The sequence below is a fragment of the Nitrosomonas nitrosa genome, from assembly GCF_003051105.1.
Lineage (GTDB): Bacteria > Pseudomonadota > Gammaproteobacteria > Burkholderiales > Nitrosomonadaceae > Nitrosomonas > Nitrosomonas nitrosa.
Genome location: NZ_QAOO01000005.1, coordinates 154350 through 173813 on the forward strand (window position 1 = coordinate 154350; position 19464 = coordinate 173813).

Consider the following 19464-nt stretch of genomic DNA (forward strand, 5'->3'; position numbering starts at 1 on the left):
AAGAGATAGAAGCCCAGAAACAGACTGAAAGCGGGTACTGCTGGAACGAGAAAAATAAATTTTTTCAGAAACGCCTTTAAAGATTATAGATTGGCCGTTATCACAATAAGGAGAATTGTATGAGCGGAGACTACAGCCGGATTCGCTTTAAACCGGAAAACGATTTTGCAGGCGTTTTGATGCAGCAGGGGCGGGTGCAACTGGATTCGGATTGGAACGAGTGGGTAGCGGCGTTGGATCGGCGCATTCGCGCGGAAAGCGTGGATACGTTTGGCGTACAGCCGACACCGGGAATGATAGGTGTTGCCGTCGTTTCTCCGCAAACGCCCGACGCTTTCAAGATCGAGGCAGCGGGCGGCAATATCACTATTGGCCGTGGGCGGATGTATGTGGATGGGTTGCTGGCGGAAAATCATGGCGGAGGGGCGGTAGAATTTGATCCGGTGCTTGCCGAATTACGCGGACAGACGGCACTCGGGTATGACCAACAGCCTTATTTCCCTGCCCCACCTGCACTTCCCGCTGGGGGTCCCCATCTCGCTTATCTGGAAGTATGGCAACGTGAACTGACTTATCTGCAACACCCTCAGATCATCGAGAATGCGGTCGGTGTGGATACGACCACACGTTGGCAAACCGTCTGGCAGGTACGCTTTCTCGGCAATATTGGTACTGCTGATTGCAAAACCCCGGATGACCAATTTTCCGCATGGCAAACGCTGATTCGCCCTTCTGCCGGTCGCATGTCCATCAAGGCGGAAGGCGTGCCGCCTGACCTCGATCCTTGCGAGTTACCACCAAGCGGTGGTTATCGCGGACTGGAAAATCAACTTTATCGCATCGAGATTCACGATGAGGGTGTTGTGGGCGTGGCAACCTTCAAATGGTCGCGTGATAACGCCAGTGTGGCGAGCAATGTAGTCGAAATCGTCTCTCACACTGCGGCCAGCACCGAACTCAAACTAGCGAGTTTAGGCCGTGATACCGTACTACGCTTCAATACCGGGGACTGGGTGGAAATACTCGACGACCGGCGCGAACTCAGCGGAGAAAATGGCGACCCTGCGCTACGGCGCGGCGAAATGCGCAAAATTACTGTGGATGACGCCAAGCAAACCATCCAATTCGCTCCAGCGTTGCCGGTTGATCTGATTCCTGCTGGTGGGGACGACACGTTGACCAGTCGCCATACACGTGTACGGCGCTGGGATCAGCAGGGCATTGTGCGCGATGCGGATGACAATGAAATCATCAACCTCGATATGGCGGGGAGTTCGGGGGTGATTCCGGTACCCGCGGCCGGGGTGTGGGTGGTACTGGAGAAGGGCATTCAAGTTCAGTTCAGTCTCGATCCCGCTGGTGATGGATTCCGCTGCGGCGATTATTGGATGTCGGCTGCACGAACGAACGACACTTCGGTGGAAACATTTAATGATGCACCGCCTCGAGGCATCCATCGCCATTATGCACGCCTTGCTCTCGTTACTTTTCCCGATACGGAACAAGACTGTCGTACGCACTGGCCGCCGGCATGTGGGGGATGCTGTACCATTACCGTCGCACCCGGTGAAAGCATCCAAGCTGCATTGGATGCTTTACCCACCGAAGGGGGATGCGTATGCTTGAAAACCGGTGTTCACCTTGTCGCAACGCCGATCGAAATTCGCGCTTCCCGGATTATTCTGCAAGGGGAAGGGCCCGGTGCCATCGTTCGATCGAGCAGTCCCTCGCAGGTATTGCAAATTGGCGTTAACGCTCTGGTAACCGACATCGTTGTGAAGAGTATCCGATTTGAGACGGCTCGCACCATCGATATGGGCATGCTACTGTATGCCGATAGTTGCTCAAGACTCCGCATCGAGCATTGTGAATTAGTCGTTACTGCGAGCACATTCACCAGTCAGGTAGGTTGCTACCTCAACAATGTGACGGATGTCACCATTGCTGGTAACCGCTTGCAGAATCTGCTCTATGGTATCTGGCTGGGTGAGTATCGCGGACGCATGTTGATCAGCAACAATGTTATTAGCGGCCAAGTCGGTGAAGCTGCGGCCGGTAACTTCTCATTGGGTCAATATGGCATCCGCGCAAATCCTGAGGAAGCGATGCCCTGTCATATTGAGAACAATATGATCGACCATTTCTGGATCGGGATACATGTGGGGTATTACGCAGCCGGTTCCGTTATCATCGGCAATCGTATTCGTCGAAGTGGTTTTACCTCTGAAGCACCAGAACCTCCACCAACCGATACTGCATCGCTACGCCAATATCTTGATACCCGTTTTTATGCCATTACTGTCGAAGCGGCCGATTGCGAAGTGCGCCGCAACGATATCGACCTGAACTCCCCCTTGTGGGGCGGTATTCTTGTCAGTTCGGCTGAGGTGACGGTAGCCGCAAATTGTTTGCATAGTTTCTTTAGGCCCAACCAATTGCTGGTACCCGCCAGTATTTATTGCTTACCGAGTGCTCAACAGGGAAGTGCTGCGGATCACATTACGCTTAGCGACAATCATCTGCAGGGACCCCAAGTGGGTATCGTCATCTCACGTATCAACGATGCGATCGTGAGCAGGAATGTTATCGATGGGGAAGGGGGTGGGTGGTATGGCGTACGGCTCGATGACTGCCATCATAGCTGTGTGCAGGATAATATGTTGCAAGCGGTATTCTTTGCGTTGCATAGTACGGAAGGTGAGCATAATCATTTACTCGGCAATCATATTGATCAGGTTGTGACCGGGATTACCGCAACGCAGGAATTGAATTTGGAGATCAGTGACAATCATCTGCAATCCTGCATCATGACGGGTATCACGCTGTTCGCGCGCGGATCGACCGCTTTACTGGATAACCGTCTGATGAATTGTGGCTATTCGCCCGCTTTATCCATGGCGCTGGCCGTTTTCTCGGAAGAATTGATGGTGAGTGAGGGTGCGATGGTGCGTATTGATGGCTGCGAAGTGCTCGATACCGGCATTTCCGCGGACGGTAGTCAAGTGACAGCGGTGCGTGCGCTGGGTATGGTGGGTTGGGTGCCGGCTCTGCAGGCGATCAATAATCGAGTCGGCTATACACAAGCAGACCGATTGGACATGCAGCAAGAGCACCGTGCATTTTTATTTATTGGGCCGCTGGCTGCCCGGGTGGCAACAGGTGCAGCCATTGTCGAGTTGATGTCGGGAAGTGCGCAAGTGAGCGACAATCACTTTCGTGGACCGGGACAAACGAGTTTGGTGGAGTTTTTTCGTATAGTGATCAACGACAATTTTGATTTTCGTTTTGAAAAAGTCACCTTCAGTCATAATGTCTGTGATCACTTGAACGCAACCTTCAATCAATCGGGTGCAACGATCGTCTTGTGGGGCGGCCATCTCATCGCGATGGGGAATCATGTAAAAGCTCCGCTCAGAGTCAATGCCATGTCACTCAGCAACCGTAACCAAGTCGCTCTCATGGGCAATATAACGACGGGTGATTATATACAAGTGGGTACCGTTACCCCCACCCCGATCAATAATTTCAATGTCAAGATTTAAGGACGCGATATAAAGGAGCTCATGATGGATATCAAAACAGTACAAGATGCTTTGAAATTGGAGCAAGAGTTCAATTCTAAATTGACTCAACAATTCGAAGCTTTGCATAAAGGCAGAAAACTGACCGCCCCGGCCTTAATCGAGGAAAAGGAGAAAGCACTCGAACGTATAGAAAAAGATATTGAAATGGCCGCCAAAGAGCGTGATTTGATCCTCAGCCGCTGGGATCAACGTATCGAGCAGCGCAAAGCGTTATTGGCTAAACTAAGACTTGAAATTGATGAACTAAAAAAACAAATTGGTAGATAGCCTTACGATGATTATCTTCATCGCGTACTTTAAAGCAGATTAAACACGAGCTCATTCTCAGTTCGGCAGTTAGGAATACATGAAATGTAATAGGGGACTTCACCCAATGCCGGCAAAGCGAAGAATACTCCTGCGCTTGTAGAATCCTGCGCTATATATTGTGATGCAACTAAGACAGTGCTGAACCTACATATTCTTTTAAGGCGGTCGCATTATTTTTGAGCGATTCTTTTGCCGAGTAAAGAAATGTGACTTTGCCTTTTTTTACATACTCAAATAATTCGTTTACAGCCTCTTTTTCTCTATCTAGCTCGGCAAAATACCTTTTTTTGAACTCATCCCACTTTTGAACATCATGTTGATACCATTTACGCAGATCATTCGAAGGGGCTACAGATTTTAGCCATACGTCAATTTTGGCATCCGCTTTTGACAGGCCCCTAGGCCAGAGTCTATCGACCAAGATCCTTAACCCATCATTTAGGTCTGGTTTTTCATATGCTCGTTTAATAAAGATATTCATATTTTTGCTATTCGCCATAAATTCTGAGGGCAAGCCTTCCTGGTACGGCGGGGGACAATACCATTATATACCCTTTGTTTTTAAAGGAAACAATCATTGAATTACAATATCACGGATTACATGCTACTAGAGGATTTTGAAGGGCTAACACCCGGTAGGGGAGAACACAGAATCAGGGTAAAATTGTAAGTTAGCGTATGGGTTATGTTGATTTTGTCGACTCAAATTCAAACGATCTTATTGGTGACGAAAGTCCCATCCTATTCAGCGATCAAGCACACCGCACTTCCAGGCAGCAGCGGAAAAACTAATTGATGCCGCCCTTTCTTCACCATGAGTGGCAACATACCAGAGAGTGTGACCAATCTTGGCAGAATCACCAAGATAATGTTATCGCTACATCAACTCTCGGTAGCGTGGCTCCTCTAATTTGTTCACCGGGCGAATACATCATTGCTCAAGATTGATTCTCATGAGCACTATTTACACTGTTAGTACGTTTTTATTCAGATCTTTATATAACTTTCTGAATTTGATTATGATTAATTAATGAACAAATTTATCCTGTCTACAAACTTATAATATTTTAGGCAGTTAAGTAATGCGGCATTTATTTTGATAAGACACTAATTCGAATTTGAAAGCAAGACTCGGAGTGTTTGAAAACGGCAATTCAAGTAAAGTTACGGCATGAATGAAAGAAAACAGAAATCAACATGCCGAACTCGAAAAAAACTGACACCTTGCCAATTGAGAGCGATCATCGTTGGCAAGCCGTGCTTGCCCGTGATTCAGCAGCTGATGGTAGCTTTTTCTATTCGGTTAAAACCACTGGCGTCTATTGCCGACCTTCTTGTCCTGCTCGTACCGCCAAACCGGAAAACGTCCAGTTCCATCTTAGTCGAGACGAAGCTGAAGCGGCTGGATTCCGTCCCTGTCAGCGCTGTAAACCGGATCAACCTTCCTTGCGCGAACAGCATATCGATAAAGTTACCGAAATCTGCCGTTTGCTAGAAACGGCGATAAACGAGCCTAGTCTCGCAGAGTTGGCAGCTATTGCTGGACTTAGTTCTTTTCATTTCCACCGAATTTTTAAAGCAATCACCGGTTTGACACCCAAAGCCTATGCGGCGGCCCAGCGCGGTAACCGAGTAAGGGACCAACTAATGAAAAGTCAGACGGTTACTGCGGCTATCTATGATGCCGGTTATAACTCTAACAGCCGTTTTTATGCGCAATCGTCGCAACTGTTAGGCATGACGCCATCCGACTATCGTGCTGGTGGCGCCAATAGCCGGATTCGCTTTGCCTTGGGCGAATGCTCTCTTGGTTCTATTCTGGTAGCGGCCAGTGAAATTGGACTTTGTGCTATTGCCTTGGGCGATGATCCTGACTACTTGGTTCGGGAGTTACAAGACCGTTTTCCCCAGGCTGAGCTGATCGGCGGCGATGATGAGTTCGAGCAATGGGTTGCCAAAGTGGTCGGTTTTGTCGAAGCTCCAGCTATCGGCTTGGATTTACCGCTGGACATGCGTGGCACTGCATTTCAACTGCGAGTTTGGCAGACTTTGAAGCAGATCCCTATCGGCGAAAAAGTGAGCTATAGGGATATTGCACAACGCATCGGTGCACCAAAAGCAGTACGAGCAGTAGCCAGTGCCTGTGCAGCGAATACACTGGCCGTGGCGATTCCATGTCACCGGGTTATCCGCTCGGACGGCGGTTTGTCCGGTTACCGTTGGGGAGTTGAGCGCAAAGCTGAGCTGTTACGCCGGGAGAGTCAAGTATGAGCACCAGCGTATTGTTTTGCACGCTGCCGTTACATACAAATTATCAGATGATGGATATTTTGTCTTTCCATATCAGTGATGCCTCAGCCAGTTCAGATTCACTAGAGGCCAACCAGTTGCGAAAAGGCATCGTATGGCATAGTTCGACGGCTGATTTAACACCTAGGTTTTTACTACTGTTCACTGAAATAGTACTGAGTATCGGTCATACACTAGCTTCATTGGCAGCTGACGAATCATCCACGTTCGTTCGGATGCTTGGAATAAATCAGCCCATTGATATTTTTGAGAAAAGCGTTGGTCAACATCCGTAGTTTGGGGGCTGATTGACAAGCAATCCGGATTGCGGGTGCCTGCTGACCGCACCAACTTCATGTGAAGCCTTAAGGTGAGCGATCACCGGACAGCAAATCAGTATGGCCGCCGCTATTTCATTACACCGTAAATTAATTCAATTGGTCGGGTTACAGTATTCCAGCAGTTTATATTGCTACCCGTACGCACGGCATGTAGCGGATTTAAGCATCGGCGACTTGCGCCAAGCTGGATTCTCGCAAAGCAAAGCGCAAACCTTGTTGACAGTGAGTCAAATGTTCGTGTCCGGTGAATTAATATTGAATAACACTCAAAAAGAGCCGCCGATAAAGCAAATATGTCAACAACTATTGAAGATTCACGGCATTGGCTCCTGGACTGTCAATTATGCGCTATTGCGCGGCTATGGCTGGTTGAGCGGCTCACTGCATGACGATGCTGCCGTCGCCCCCGGCTTACACGTTTTATTAAACCCGGCTGAGGTGACGGATGAAAATCAGGCTCAGCAATGGTTGGAAAACTTTGTACCATGGCGGACTTTGGTCGCTGCGCATTTATGGGAACTGGTATTCAGTGGAGGATAAAGTCTTGGATGACTGTAACAAACTACAAACGATTTCTTGGCCTTCTATTTACCAAGGCTTGGATAATCAAGGTTACTCTGTTATTGACCGATTACTGCCACCGCACCTTTGTCAGTCTTTAGCTGAATATTATGACAACGACCAACTGTTTCGTAGTCAAGTCACCATGGCAAGACATGGTTTCGGCAGCGGCGAATATCGGTACTTCCAATATCCACTACCGGATGTTATCGCGCAATTGCGTCGTGCGCTGTACGTCCCGTTGGTAGACATCGCCAATCGCTGGCAGTGCGCAATGAGGTTGGCACCGCATTTTCCGGCGATCCATGATGACTTTATTGCCCATTGCCATCAAGCAGGACAGTGCAAACCTACTCCGCTAATACTTCGCTATGGGCTAAACGATTACAATTGTCTACATCAAGATTTGTATGGTGATTGGATATTTCCATTGCAAGTGGTGATTTTGCTTTCGGAGCCCAATGTCGACTTTACCGGCGGTGAATTCATTCTGACAGAACAACGGCCACGCATGCAATCACGCGCGGAAGTAGTACCGTTAAAACAGGGCGATGCATGCATATTCGCCGTGTATTATCGCCCAGTACAGGGTTCTCGTGGTTATTACCGCGTCAATATGCGTCATGGCGTCAGCCGTATCCGTTCTGGTCAGCGCCACACCCTGGGTATCATCTTTCACGATGCCAAATAACGGCATGAATCTTGTTTAATCGCAAGAATCGGAGTTTGCTTTGCTGTCGTCCCGGCTAGTATGACGGTCGACTCGGCGGTTCCGGTTGCTTCCGTCGATCCTGGTTATTCCTGCAACCTTGTTTGGAGAACGATTATGTTAGAAACGAATAAAGCAATTGTTACTCGTTGGTTTACTGAGTTTTGGGGCAACCCCTGGCACCCAAATGTGATCGACGAATTGGCGTCGCCCGATGTTCTGGTACATTATCCGATGCATGGCTCGCGACGAGGACGTGAAGCCGTCAAAAAAATGATGACAGAACTCCGCACGGCGTTTCCTGATCTGAATTTCTGGGGTGTTGGCGAACTCATAGCTGAAGGCGACTACGTTGTGGGTCGTTGGGAAGGTGGTGGTACGCATACCGGCCCAGCATTCGGCGATTTACCCATCGGTGCATTACCGGAAGCGTCAGGTCGTTCCATGCGTTTTACTGGCACAACGGTATTTCGCATCGAAAACGGCAAAATCGCCGAAGAGATAGGTGAAGAAGGCGCATTGACTGCATTACAGCAATTAGGATTGTTACCTAAAAACTGATGATTGGCGCTTGTCTTGAGCAGACTCACCGGCAAGCGCCGCTAATCGTTTGATCGAAGGAGTTGACGCCAATCATGTCGACCGAGCATGAAGACGATAGGTACCTGAAACCGGTGGATAGTTGTCAGATTTACCTGCGAGTATTGCGGACGCAGAGCGTTCAGTGAAAAGTGGTTGCCTGGTCCAAATTTCCATAGATCGACAGGATTGGCTTCGTCCGTGCACAACGCGGCCCAAATCAACTTGCCTATATTGAGTCCTCCGCGGAGTGAACCCCCGAGCGCCCTACCCAGCGCCCAAGCTCGAGTTCCTGTGAAACTGTCTGTGGCGCAGGTGCTATAGACTGTAGCGTATTCAATGCCCTTTGATTATCGTGTGCCTTGACTTGTGCCAGTGCCCATTGAAGCGAGATTTGTTCCCCTTCCGCGAAGTCGGCGATCTGCGCGACTCCGACATAGACGGCAACTTTCTCCGGATGAACATGGGCATAGCGAGTGCCGAGGATAGTGCCCCAGGAATGACCCAGTAAAATGACGCGTTCTTTTCCGAATCGATTTCGTACCAGATCGACAAGCTCATCAAGATCCTGCTCGATTGGTTCGATAGTCATCGATTCGCGAGCGATGTTTCCATGATACGACCTCCCGGCTCCTCGTTGCTCCCAATAGACAACCAGAAAATAGTCTTCCAATGCGGCATTGTAGTGCCGGAGCTGCTGTGTCGCGCCCTCGAAACCAGACCGATTGTTTCACGCCGCCAATTTGGAGCATTTCCATTTGTGCGAGGCTAGCAGGAATAGCCCGACCTGAAGCGTCTGTAAAGGGTCGAGTATAAGGGCAGCTCCCCAGCAGGAGCAGGATGCATAGCGGTATCGCGATGTAGCGTAGCCAATTACGTAAATGTATACCCAACAATCTATAGAACCAAAGTCAGAATCCGGTTTCTATCATCCTCACTCAGCCAGCGGAAGAAGGTATAGGTGCCGAATTATGAGGTATAACCGGTATATATTGATTGTATTGTGTAAGGACTACTACATGCAGGTTCTCGTGGTATGGACTAGTTTTGTTCGTTGTCTGTCGGAATGCGAATATTGGGAAAAATGATCGAAAATGAAGTGCCTAACCCCGGTTCGCTAGAAACCTTCAACTGAATATTATTATTGGCAGCTGCAATTTTGACCAAGGATAGGCCAATGCCGCTCGATGATTGATTATGCATAACGGCTCTGGGCGAATAAAAGTATTCATCAAAAATATTAGGCAAATCTTTTTCTTCAATACCTATGCCATGATCGGTAATGGTCATTGTAGCTGTATCGTTCTTCACGTCAATCACTGAAGCGATGTCGACCGTTGCGTTGTCGTAGGAATAATTGATTGCATTCGATAGGATGTTTTCCAACAGGATCTCTATCTGATCGGGAATGCCAAAAGCGATAAAATTTTGCATCGACAGCGTCATTTTAATGTTTCTAGCATTTGCTACGGGTTCCAATTTATCGATGCATTTATGGAGGGTGGTTGAGATATCCACATCTTCCATCTTGTCCGTATTCCTTCCGGCCGTTTTAAGCCGCTCGAGTCTGAGCACGTCCAGGATTAAACTGGACATCCCTTGTCCCCGCTTATCGATTCTGACAAGCACATCTTCGATACTGCGGGGTACTCGACCACAATAGCCTCCTTTGACAAGGTTAATCTTGCTGCGGATCGCATCCAAGGGGGCTTTCAATTGATGGGTCATTAACATGGCATACTGGTCTTTCGCAATCTGTGCCTGATTGATTTGTTCATAAGCTTCCCGCAGATGTTGCTCGTGTTTGCGCACCACCAGGGTAAGGCGCGAAACAACGTACCAGACGATGAGGAACAAGGTATCGAGAGCGACCATCCAAACGAGCACGCGTCCTTGGTTCAAACTTTCATTCGAATAGTGTGGGTCGATTAAAATCGAATGGGGTACCTGAAAAAACATTCCGCTTTCAATCAGTAAAACGATCGTATACATCGTAGAGACTACAATGGCTACAAAGAAACTCTCGAGCGTTGAAAAAAAGATACATGCCAGGGCAACGTGCAAGATATAAAAAAACGGAGCAGGTGTAGCCGTACTGCCGACATAGTGTACGACAACCGATAGGCACAATAAATCAACGATGATTTGTACCCAGATATTGATCGAGGGTGAGTTATATTTTGAAGGTGGGCAGAAATCCAATGCATAGATATAGGCAAAGTTGGCTGCGCTCAAAATAACCGTGAGGATTAGCGGCCAATCTTGCTGGTTTCTGATGCCTAACTGGTTGAGCGTGTCAGGGGCGATTAAAGTGAAAATCTGAAAAAAAACTAGCGAACCAATTACCGCCCATCGAAAAACAATGAACCAGCGAATGTTATCGACTAAGATTTCGTCGCTTAATTTTTGTCCACTTGTTTTGCCTTCGGCCAGAGTAAATTGCTGTCCTGGCTTGCTCCATGAAAAATCGGCTGTCGCCATACTGCTTTCTGCTAAGAAGGGCTCATTTCAGGTTTCGTGGCGCTCAAACGATCCCGAATTATCGATAGTAAAACAGTTGGCTCGATTGGTTTCTCGATGATACAGATCCATTCTTGCGATTTGTTTTCAAAATAGGGCAGAATCATGTCGCCCAGAGATGTCATAAAGATCGCTTGCATTTTAGGGAAGCGTTCATGTAATTCGACATAAGCATTCAGACCTGCATCCATGGATTCAACCATGACATCAAGAATGGCCAGATCGGGAATAACAGCGGGGTTGTTGAGTGAATTGAAAAAATCTCCTACTGTTGGATAGCTATCAACTAGATAGCCATGCGCACTCAGAATTTGGCAAACAGTGTCTCGAATATCAGGATCGTCATCGACGTGGGCAATTCTTTGTGTCATATACCACTCCTTTAGTCAGTCAGTAGACAGCTCAACATCAGTGTAGACCTTTGAATGGCAAACTCTACCCATGATCGAAGTTTTCCAGCATTTTTTGAATGATCCCTAGAAAACGAACAACGGCTTAGTTGTGCTTATTCATAAATCTCTTCTGGAAAAATACTACGCTTGCAATTCTCAGTGAGCAAGATATTTCGATTCATTTTGCTAAATTCGCTGCATGAATAGGAAAGTGATAATTTTTTGTGTAGACGGTTTAAAATTACTAGCTTGGGTAGGATAGCGTTTCGGAGCGTGGATTTGGCTTTCAAAGCGCATGGAAATAACGCGATCACTAACACTATGAGGGTAAATTATTAATGCAAAAAGCAGTACTTGAGCAAATGATTGCCCTGTCTTTACATCCGGGTATGGAATAATCAATAAACGATGAGTGGTGATTCAATGCTTGTCTGATAATAAACTTGAGGTGATTTTTGGCTGCTGAATTAATAAATCCAATATTGGTTGCATGCATTATTTTTCTTTTACTGCTCGCTTTTGTACGAGAATGGACTAAACCGGATACCGCGGTTGTTGTGGCCGTTGCTGTGTTGTTGAGCTTAGGGCTGCTCGACAGTAAGCAAGTGCTGAGTGTGTTCAGCAATAGTGCGCCGATCACCATTGCAGCGCTATTTATTATCAGTGCGGCGCTTGAGAAGACAGGTTGTGTCGCTAAGCTATCCCAGTGGATGGGGGGGACGGCTGGCCAAAGCGAGCGTAAGCTTTTGCTAGTCATCATGATAACGGCGTTGGTCATATCACCGTTTATCAACAATACGCCTGTGGTTATGGTGCTCATGCCTGCCGTCATCACGCTGGCCACTAAATTACAGACGTCACCTTCTCGTTTCTTGATCCCGCTTTCCTACGCGACGATTTTAGGCGGCATGATGACGATGGTCGGCACTTCTACCAATATTCTTGTCGATGGCGTGGCGCGTGATATGGGTTTGGCTCCCTTCAACATGTTTGAAATTACTGTGCCAGCTATCATTCTTGGTTTCCTGGGTCTGATCTTCATCTTTTTTTTAGCTCCAAAGTTTTTACCTCTGCGTGAAACACTCGCTCAACAGTTTATGGGTGTCAGCGACCGTGCCTTTATGACGGAACTATTTGTGCCCGAAAAATCCCGATTGGCGGGTAAAACGTTAGCAGAAGCAAAACTAGGGCAAGCAGGGGTGGCTGTATTAAAGCTATTTCGTAATGACGAGGCGGTTTCATCCCCGCCTATCAATACCCGGTTGAAAGTGGGTGACCGTTTGATAGTTCACAGCAAAGGCAGCACCATGATGGATTTGCACTCATCGGATCTGGTGGGTTTGCAGGGTAATACGAATCATGATCTCGAAATGCTCCGACGCAAGGACGCGATCGTTATCGAAGCGATAGTCGGTTCGAGTTCCCGCTATGTACAACGCCCCATTCGAGATCTGGATTTATTGGCGCGATACGGCATCCATCTCATCGCAGTGCATCGGAAAGATGCAAGCATAGGCGATATCGTCGATGATTTCCAATTGCAATTTGGTGATGTTTTATTGGTAGAAGGGACACCTGCGCAAATTAAGCGGTTCTGTGAGAATGGCGATGTATTTGCCCTGACGGAAGGTAAGGTGACTGCGCCACGCCAGCATAAGGCGCCGATTGCTTTGGGAGTGATGGCGGGTGTCATGATTTTGGCTGCTTTCAAAATCTTACCAATCGAAGCTTTGGCCATCATGGGCGTGGCAGTGGTATTGGCCACAGGGTGTATCCGTTCGGATGAAGCCTACAAGTCAATCGAGTGGCCATTGATCGTAATGATATTTGGAATGTTGGCCATTAGCATCGCCATGCGCGAATCGGGTTTGGCGGATATCATCGCGCGCAGCCTTCTATATTTGGGAGAAGGATGGGGGCCATGGTGGATACTCTTGGCAGTGATTTTGCTGACATCCATGACCACAGAAATATTGAGTAACAATGCAGTCGCGGTGCTGATGACGCCTATAGTGATCGAGCTGGCGCAGCATATGGGGGTAGATGCAAGGCCTTTCGTGGTAGGTGTGATGTTTGCCGCTAGCATGAGCTTTGCGACGCCTATCGGTTATCAAACCAATACATTGGTCTACAGTGCCGGGAACTATAAATTTAGTGATTTTGCACGTTTAGGGATCCCGTTAAATATACTGCTGGGGATAGGTGCTGCCTTGCTGATCCCGTTTTTCTGGCCATTGGTGCCCGTGTTGACTGAAAATTAAATATAAGCGCATAGCTGATAAAACAAATGGCACAAACTGACGTGACAGCACAAAAAGAGCCTTCGTTTTTACAGGCGATCGTTTGTATGCTCGGTGTGTTTATGGCAATTTCATTGGGGATGTTCATTTTTGAAATCCATATTCACACGCTCATCTTCCTGTGCTTATTGTGGGTGGGGGGACATGCCGCAGTGCTGGGCTATACCTTCAATGACATTCAGCAGATGATGAATAAGGGGATCAGTAACGCACTTCCCGCAATCTATATTTTCATCTTGATTGGGATGGTCATCGCCAGCTTTATGCAAAGCGGCACCATAGCCAGTCTTCTGTATTATGGGCTTGAGATCCTGAATCCCACTGTTTTTCTAGTTTCGGGATTGATCTTGTGTAGCGTCATGTCGATTACCACGGGCACTTCATGGGGAACGGTGGGAACGATAGGGGTGGTACTGATCAGTATGGCGGAAGTCATTGGCATTCCTTTGGCGATCGTGGCAGGTATGATCGTGTCAGGCGCTACATTTGGTGACAAATTGTCGCCTATCTCGGACACGACGAATCTTGCGGCCATGAGTGCGGGTACCCACCTTTATCGCCATATCTACGCCATGCTGTATACCACCGTTCCAGCTTTTGTACTGACGCTCATCATTTTTACTCTGATTGGGATGCAATATTCGGATCGTGTATTGCCAGTGCAGGAAATAGCATTGATTCAGAGCGGACTGGAAAGTGTATTTCAGTTGAGCTTATGGGTTACTGCATTACCCCTCGTGTGCATGTTGGTCATGAGCATCAAAAAGTATTCACCTGTAGTCAGCATGTCATGCAGCATCGTGTTAGCCATGCTGATCGCCATTATTTATCAAGAAAGAAATATCATCGAGGTATTCAATGCGCTTTGGCTCAATCAACCCGGCAACACCGGTATAGAGAATATCGATACTTTACTGGGTAGAGGTGGCATTTATAGCATGGCATGGACATTGTTGCTCTCGATCATGGCTTTGGCGCTGGGGGGCATCCTGCATCAAGCGAAATTTTTATCTGTCATTCTTGCACATCTCATCGCGCGTATCAAACGTATCCGTACTCTTGTCGCGACCACGATACTTTCTGGATTGGCAAGCAATATGGGCACGGGGGAAGCCTATGTTTCGATCATTCTGAATTGTCAGTTGTTCAAAGATGCCTATCATAAGGCCCATCTCGATAGCGCGGTACTTTCTCGTTCTGTCGAAGAGGGCTCTACGCTGACAACTGCGTTGATACCGTGGACGACTGCAGGGGCTTTCTATGCTGCGACGCTGGGAATCCCGGTTTTGGACTATGCGCCTTATGCCTTCTTGAATTTGCTCAATCCCTTAGTTTCTATTGCAATGGCCAGTCTTGGCATAGGGTTGTTACGCTTGCATCCGCGTTGACGCTAGATTGGGTGAGTGCTATATTCCTTCCCAGCCTGAAAAAAGGCTGAAAAGATGTAAAGCTTGCATCTTTTAATAACAACAAAAGTCAGGGAGGAATTAGATGGAAGAAACGACCACGAAGCAGCTTTTCATCAGTTTCGCGCTTAAGGATGCTGAACTTCGAGATCAGCTGATAGAGCAGATCAACAAAGAAAGCCCCGAGCTTACTTGTGTCTTCATGCCTGAAAAAAGATCGTGGGAAAGCGCATGGAAAGAAGAGTGCAAGGAAAAGGTAAGAGGGTGCGATGGGGTGATCGGGATTATCTCGACCAATACCATGCGGGCTGATGGACAATTGTGGGAGTTGCGTTGTGCGTTTGAAGCAAAATTGAAAATTATGTTGATCGGTGATGATGAAATTTGTGAGATGCCTGCCAAGAAATTCCCAGATTTGTTGAGAGACGAAGATATTTTGCTGTGGAACAGCTCGAATGTTTCGATGTTTATTGGGAAGTTACTGAGATAGTTTCATTTTTAACCTATTTTTCCTGACCTCATTTTCATTCTATCGTAAGCCTTTTTGATATTTTCAAGTGCTTTCATAATATGATGGCGGGGCGTGCCAATATTCATACGCATGAATCCGCTCCCTTCTCTTCCAAATAAAATTCCGGGGCTCAGTCCAACCTCGGCCTCATGAATAAAGAAATGCTTGAGTTGATTGTCGCTCATGTTCAAGGCGCGACAGTCGAGCCACAGAAGGTAAGTACCTTCTGGTTTGATCAGTTGAATGGGGGCTAAATATTCTGATAGATAGGCACTGACTTGATCCCGAGTTTCTCGTAAATACGGCATCAATTCATCCAGCCACTTTTCTCCCTGCCGATACGCAGTTTCAAATGCGATGATGCTGAACGGATTGGCTGCACTGACATGGATCATGTCGAAAAAATGCATAATCGCAGCTCGGTGGGTTTTGTTAGGCACGATTAAGGCAGACAAATGTAGTCCGGGGATGTTGAATGTCTTGCTGGGCGCAATTGCCGTGATGATATGGTCGGCATTTTGAGCTAAATTGGCTAAGGGGTAATGCAGTTGCCCTGGATAAATCAGGTCGGCATGAATTTCGTCTGAAATGATCAGCCAATCGTATTGTTGAGCCATCTCGATCAGCCGCGTCAGTTCGGCTTTACGCCACACCCTACCGACAGGATTATGAGGAGAACAAAAAAGCAGCATACGTGCATCAGCACCGATTTGTTCAAGCTGATCAAAATCGATCGTATAGTGTCCTTGTTCGAGATGCAGTGGATTGAGTACTAACCGCCTGTCGGTTTTGGTTGCTGCTGAAAAAAATGGAAAATACACGGGTGGCTGTACAATGACTTGCTCGCGAGGTTGCGTAAGTGCCATGACTGCCGCGGTGAGTGAGGGGACCACGCCTGGGCTGAGAATGATCCATTCGCGCTCCACATGCCAATGATGGCGGCGCTTGAGCCAATCAATAAGCGATTCATAGAGGCTTTCCGGTACTAGCGTATAACCATAGATGGGGTGGGTGGCACGCCTGATTAACGCGTGCGTGATTTCTGCAGGAGCGGCGAAATCCATATCAGCCACCCACAGTGGCATTACGTTGGCATTGCCAAATATCCCGAGCCGATCGTCAAATTTTGTGCTGTTTGTTCCTGACCGATCAATATCTCGATCGAACTTCTCGCTCACGCGAATTTCTCCCAAATCGTGACTTCAGATAGGGTGTGCTGGAATTTGCGTTTGGTTTCACGAATGACGAAAGGCACTTCCTGCGGACCTTGGATCAATTTGAAATGATTGCCCAATATTGCTTTCAACCCATCCAATGTCGTGAAGCTTTCACCATCCCGCTTAAAGCCGCCAACCCAGGCTTCTCGTTTGGTATGTTCTTCGAGCCAGGTATAAGGCGATGCAATCATCAACAAACCGCCTTGGTTGATGCGGCTATGTACATTGGCCAGGAACTTGGCTGGATCATACAATCGATCGATCAAATTGGCAGCGAGAATGAGATCGTAGCCCGTAAGGATGGGTTTGAGATTGCATGCATCACCCTGGAAGAACTCGACTTTATGTTTGACATCATCAAGACCGAGGCTCGCGAGTGAACGCTCTTTATAGAAAACCAGCTCACCTTCATCCGTTAACGTATATCGCAAAATGCCTTGCTGAGCGAGCTGTACGCCCTGATTGATGAAACGCGCCGAGAAATCCACGCCGGTTACATGATCAAAATGCTTGGCCAGTTCAAACGTGGAACGACCGGAGGCGCACCCTAGATCGAGCGCCTTGCGGGCAGGTTTGTTACCCATGGCCGCAATCGCCAATTTGGCGAGAGTAGCTGGAAAATTGGGTACATCGAAATAGGTATCGCCATAGTGAAATTCTGCATATTCGGACAGTAATTTGTCTGTTTCGTAATGAGAGCTGGGTTGAAAGGCGGGGGCATCGGTGACGACGTAGCGAAATCCCGCATGCTGGAAAAAATGACGGCGGAACGCGTAGCGTGACGATCGCAATGACTCGTTTCCGCACGAAATCCAAGAGCCGCCCTTGATGAGATTATGCCGATCGTCAAAAGTAGGCGTGGTGAAATCATCATAATGCGGATGAACTTCAAAGCCTTCAAATGGATAAGTGGGGGTTTCAGTCCATTGCCATACATTGCCGACAATATCGAAAAACTCACCCTGAGGGAATTCTGTCACGGGACAACTCGATGCATAATAATCGAGATGAATATTGCCGGCAGCTGGGCTCGCATGCGGCACTTCAGACAAGTTTGCGACATCGTATAATCGATACCATTCGTCCTCTGTAGGGAGGCGCACCGGCAAGCCGCTGGTTTTTGCTTTCCAGTTACAAAATGCTTTGGCTTCGTGGTAATTGACCTCTACCGGCCAATCCCAAGGCATCGATATTTCCTCGGTCATAAGACGGAAATGCCATTCATTGTCCCGTTTGATCCAAAAAGTGGGGTATTGCGCGCACGTATGCCGCAGCCAGCCGCGGCCTTCTTCTTCCCAATGATCTTCAGAACCATAGCCATTGGCTTCGACGAAAGCAAGAAATTCCTGGTTACTGACTAAATGACGGCTCGCCTGGAAAGTGGGGATATCCGCAGTATGGTGGCCATATTCATTATCCCAACCGTAGGTTGAGTCCGCTTTATTTTTGCCGATCTGGATGGTGCCTGCCGGAACCGTAATCAATTGATTGTCCGGCGCCGTGCCTGTCTTGCGACAAGGCTGCCAATCGGGATGAGATTGAACATATTGCAATGCGTGCTGGCGAATCAATACGGAAGAAGTTTCCAGATGAATTCGTTCGTGCTCAACGCCCATGACAATCGTCCACCAAGGACTGTCCCAACCGATGGGTAAGCTCAAGGGGGTTTTGCTGATCAATTCATCGACGATGCGGCGCATGGTGCGCCGATAGGCGCGCACTTCTTCAACAGCGGGCCAATCATAGTGAGTCGTATCCAGATCGTCCCAGCTCATTTCATCGACACCGACAGCGAACATCGATTCCATCTTGGGGTTGATGCGCTCGGTAATCAAGCCAGCTAGAATCAATTTATTAACGAAGAAAGTAGCCGTATGTCCTAAATAAAAAATGAGAGGATGCCGTAGCGTAATGGGCTTGACGTAATAAGCCTCGTCGTTGCGTAAGGTTTCAAAAAGCTGCTCATAGCAATCCAGCGTGGTGTGGAAATAAGATCGGATTTCTTCGCGTTTGGCATCAACATCGTTGCCATCGAGTATCGGCGTTCTCTGAAAAAGTTTTTTGGACATATTTTAACAATCTGCGTATTTGAAACTTGAGTAGCCGGTATTATACCTATTCAGACTTTAGCGGTCATACTTGAACAGGTAAATAGTGAATTTTTGCAAGCGACTCAAGAGAATTGCGAATCAGGAACGAAGATAGGTAAAGTAAAGGGATACCGTGCCAGCCATGCGTTTGAGCTTTAACGATTAGGAGACATAAAGTGATGTGATGCAATAAAATAGCCATTCTTGGAGCGCAAAACCAAATTTTTCTCGCCTAGATACTTTATTTGCTCACCCATCTCAACAATCATTTTTTTCAACACAGCTTCAGGTAAGGGCATGTTGCTAACTAATGCCTGGTACCCGTCCTTTCTAAATCGCTAATCCGTATGACTTCATTATCCGCAATTCACGGCAATCTTTCGGGCGACCTATGCTTGCGGCTAAAGCAGACCGATTTAAGCTGGTTGGGATTCACCTTATGATGGATACAGAAAATTGTCACTAGAACAGTTCGCCAGGGAGCACATCGATCGTCTGCTGACGGCGGCAGGTTGGTGGATAAGCGATGCGAATAAAGTCAATATCCATGCAGCACACGGCCAGGGTAAATTTGTTCACTAATCAATCATAATCAAATTCAGAAAGTTATTTAAAGATCTGGACAAAAGAGCACTTTCAGTGTAAAAAGTGCTCAT

At 47.6% G+C, this 19464-nt stretch carries 17 protein-coding genes; 11 read left to right on the forward strand and 6 right to left on the reverse strand.

Annotation, left to right across the window (positions count from 1 at the left end; genetic code table 11):
- Positions 1-119 precede the first annotated feature (119 nt).
- Together C8R30_RS04080 and C8R30_RS04085 are read left to right on the forward strand one after the other, a co-directional pair.
- The gene (locus tag C8R30_RS04080) at positions 120-3542 is read left to right on the forward strand and encodes a DUF6519 domain-containing protein (protein ID WP_090666280.1); all 3423 of its coding nucleotides are present in this window, start codon (positions 120-122) and stop codon (positions 3540-3542) included.
- A 21-nt stretch (positions 3543-3563) separates the two neighbouring features.
- Complete coding sequence (locus C8R30_RS04085; RefSeq protein WP_143068199.1) at positions 3564-3851, forward strand: hypothetical protein; 288 nt, start codon at positions 3564-3566, stop codon at positions 3849-3851.
- A gap of 169 nt (positions 3852-4020) precedes the next feature.
- Here C8R30_RS04085 and C8R30_RS04090 read toward each other — a convergent pair whose 3' ends face one another.
- Entirely contained in the window at positions 4021-4392 is a 372-nt protein-coding gene (locus tag C8R30_RS04090) for a DUF488 domain-containing protein (RefSeq protein WP_239654046.1), read from the reverse strand.
- 698 nt (positions 4393-5090) lie between these two features.
- Here C8R30_RS04090 and ada point away from each other — a divergent pair.
- From ada to C8R30_RS04110, 5 genes are all read left to right on the forward strand, one after another.
- The gene (gene ada, locus C8R30_RS04095; RefSeq protein ID WP_107789601.1) at positions 5091-6164 is read left to right on the forward strand and encodes a bifunctional DNA-binding transcriptional regulator/O6-methylguanine-DNA methyltransferase Ada; all 1074 of its coding nucleotides are present in this window, start codon (positions 5091-5093) and stop codon (positions 6162-6164) included.
- Positions 6161-6478: a hypothetical protein gene (locus tag C8R30_RS16080; RefSeq protein WP_204799176.1), complete on the forward strand. Its 318-nt coding sequence runs from the start codon at positions 6161-6163 to the stop codon at positions 6476-6478. Before ada ends, C8R30_RS16080 begins: the two co-directional genes overlap by 4 nt.
- 81 nt (positions 6479-6559) lie before the next feature.
- Entirely contained in the window at positions 6560-7063 is a 504-nt protein-coding gene (locus tag C8R30_RS16085; protein ID WP_258191929.1) for a DNA-3-methyladenine glycosylase family protein, read from the forward strand.
- Between the two features lie 4 nt (positions 7064-7067).
- Positions 7068-7775, forward strand: a complete 708-nt coding sequence (locus tag C8R30_RS04105; RefSeq protein ID WP_107789610.1) for a 2OG-Fe(II) oxygenase — start codon at positions 7068-7070, stop codon at positions 7773-7775.
- Positions 7776-7910: 135 nt separating this feature from the next.
- The gene (locus C8R30_RS04110) at positions 7911-8354 is read left to right on the forward strand and encodes an ester cyclase (RefSeq protein ID WP_090666284.1); all 444 of its coding nucleotides are present in this window, start codon (positions 7911-7913) and stop codon (positions 8352-8354) included.
- Between the two features lie 247 nt (positions 8355-8601).
- Here C8R30_RS04110 and C8R30_RS04115 read toward each other — a convergent pair whose 3' ends face one another.
- The 3 genes from C8R30_RS04115 to C8R30_RS04125 form a co-directional block, all read right to left on the reverse strand.
- Positions 8602-9045 carry an alpha/beta fold hydrolase gene (locus C8R30_RS04115; RefSeq protein ID WP_090666286.1) on the reverse strand — a complete coding sequence of 148 codons (444 nt, stop codon included), beginning with the start codon at positions 9043-9045 and terminating at the stop codon, positions 8602-8604.
- A 368-nt stretch (positions 9046-9413) separates the two neighbouring features.
- Complete coding sequence (locus C8R30_RS04120) at positions 9414-10853, reverse strand: sensor histidine kinase (RefSeq protein ID WP_107784537.1); 1440 nt, start codon at positions 10851-10853, stop codon at positions 9414-9416.
- An 11-nt stretch (positions 10854-10864) separates the two neighbouring features.
- On the reverse strand, positions 10865-11263 hold the full coding sequence (locus C8R30_RS04125) for a response regulator (RefSeq protein ID WP_090666290.1): 399 nt from the start codon (positions 11261-11263) through the stop codon (positions 10865-10867).
- A 476-nt stretch (positions 11264-11739) separates the two neighbouring features.
- Here C8R30_RS04125 and C8R30_RS04130 point away from each other — a divergent pair, with 476 nt between their 5' ends.
- From C8R30_RS04130 to C8R30_RS04140, 3 genes are all read left to right on the forward strand, one after another.
- Positions 11740-13545 (forward strand): SLC13 family permease, encoded by a 1806-nt coding sequence (locus tag C8R30_RS04130; RefSeq protein WP_090666291.1) that lies wholly within the window; start codon positions 11740-11742, stop codon positions 13543-13545.
- 26 nt (positions 13546-13571) lie between these two features.
- Complete coding sequence (nhaC, locus tag C8R30_RS04135; RefSeq protein ID WP_107789602.1) at positions 13572-14972, forward strand: Na+/H+ antiporter NhaC; 1401 nt, start codon at positions 13572-13574, stop codon at positions 14970-14972.
- A gap of 103 nt (positions 14973-15075) precedes the next feature.
- Positions 15076-15480, forward strand: coding sequence for a TIR domain-containing protein (locus C8R30_RS04140; protein ID WP_090666295.1), 405 nt, complete (start codon positions 15076-15078; stop codon positions 15478-15480).
- Positions 15481-15488: 8 nt separating this feature from the next.
- On the opposite strand, the gene C8R30_RS04145 is transcribed toward C8R30_RS04140, so the two are convergent.
- Positions 15489-16679 carry a MalY/PatB family protein gene (locus tag C8R30_RS04145; protein ID WP_090666297.1) on the reverse strand — a complete coding sequence of 397 codons (1191 nt, stop codon included), beginning with the start codon at positions 16677-16679 and terminating at the stop codon, positions 15489-15491.
- On the reverse strand, positions 16676-18787 hold the full coding sequence (gene ovoA / locus C8R30_RS04150; RefSeq protein ID WP_107789603.1) for a 5-histidylcysteine sulfoxide synthase: 2112 nt from the start codon (positions 18785-18787) through the stop codon (positions 16676-16678). The genes C8R30_RS04145 and ovoA overlap by 4 nt, the downstream gene beginning before the upstream one ends.
- 477 nt (positions 18788-19264) lie before the next feature.
- Between ovoA and C8R30_RS16370 the strand changes: the two genes are divergently transcribed.
- Entirely contained in the window at positions 19265-19390 is a 126-nt protein-coding gene (locus C8R30_RS16370; protein ID WP_107789604.1) for a type I restriction endonuclease subunit R, read from the forward strand.
- Positions 19391-19464 lie beyond the last annotated feature (74 nt).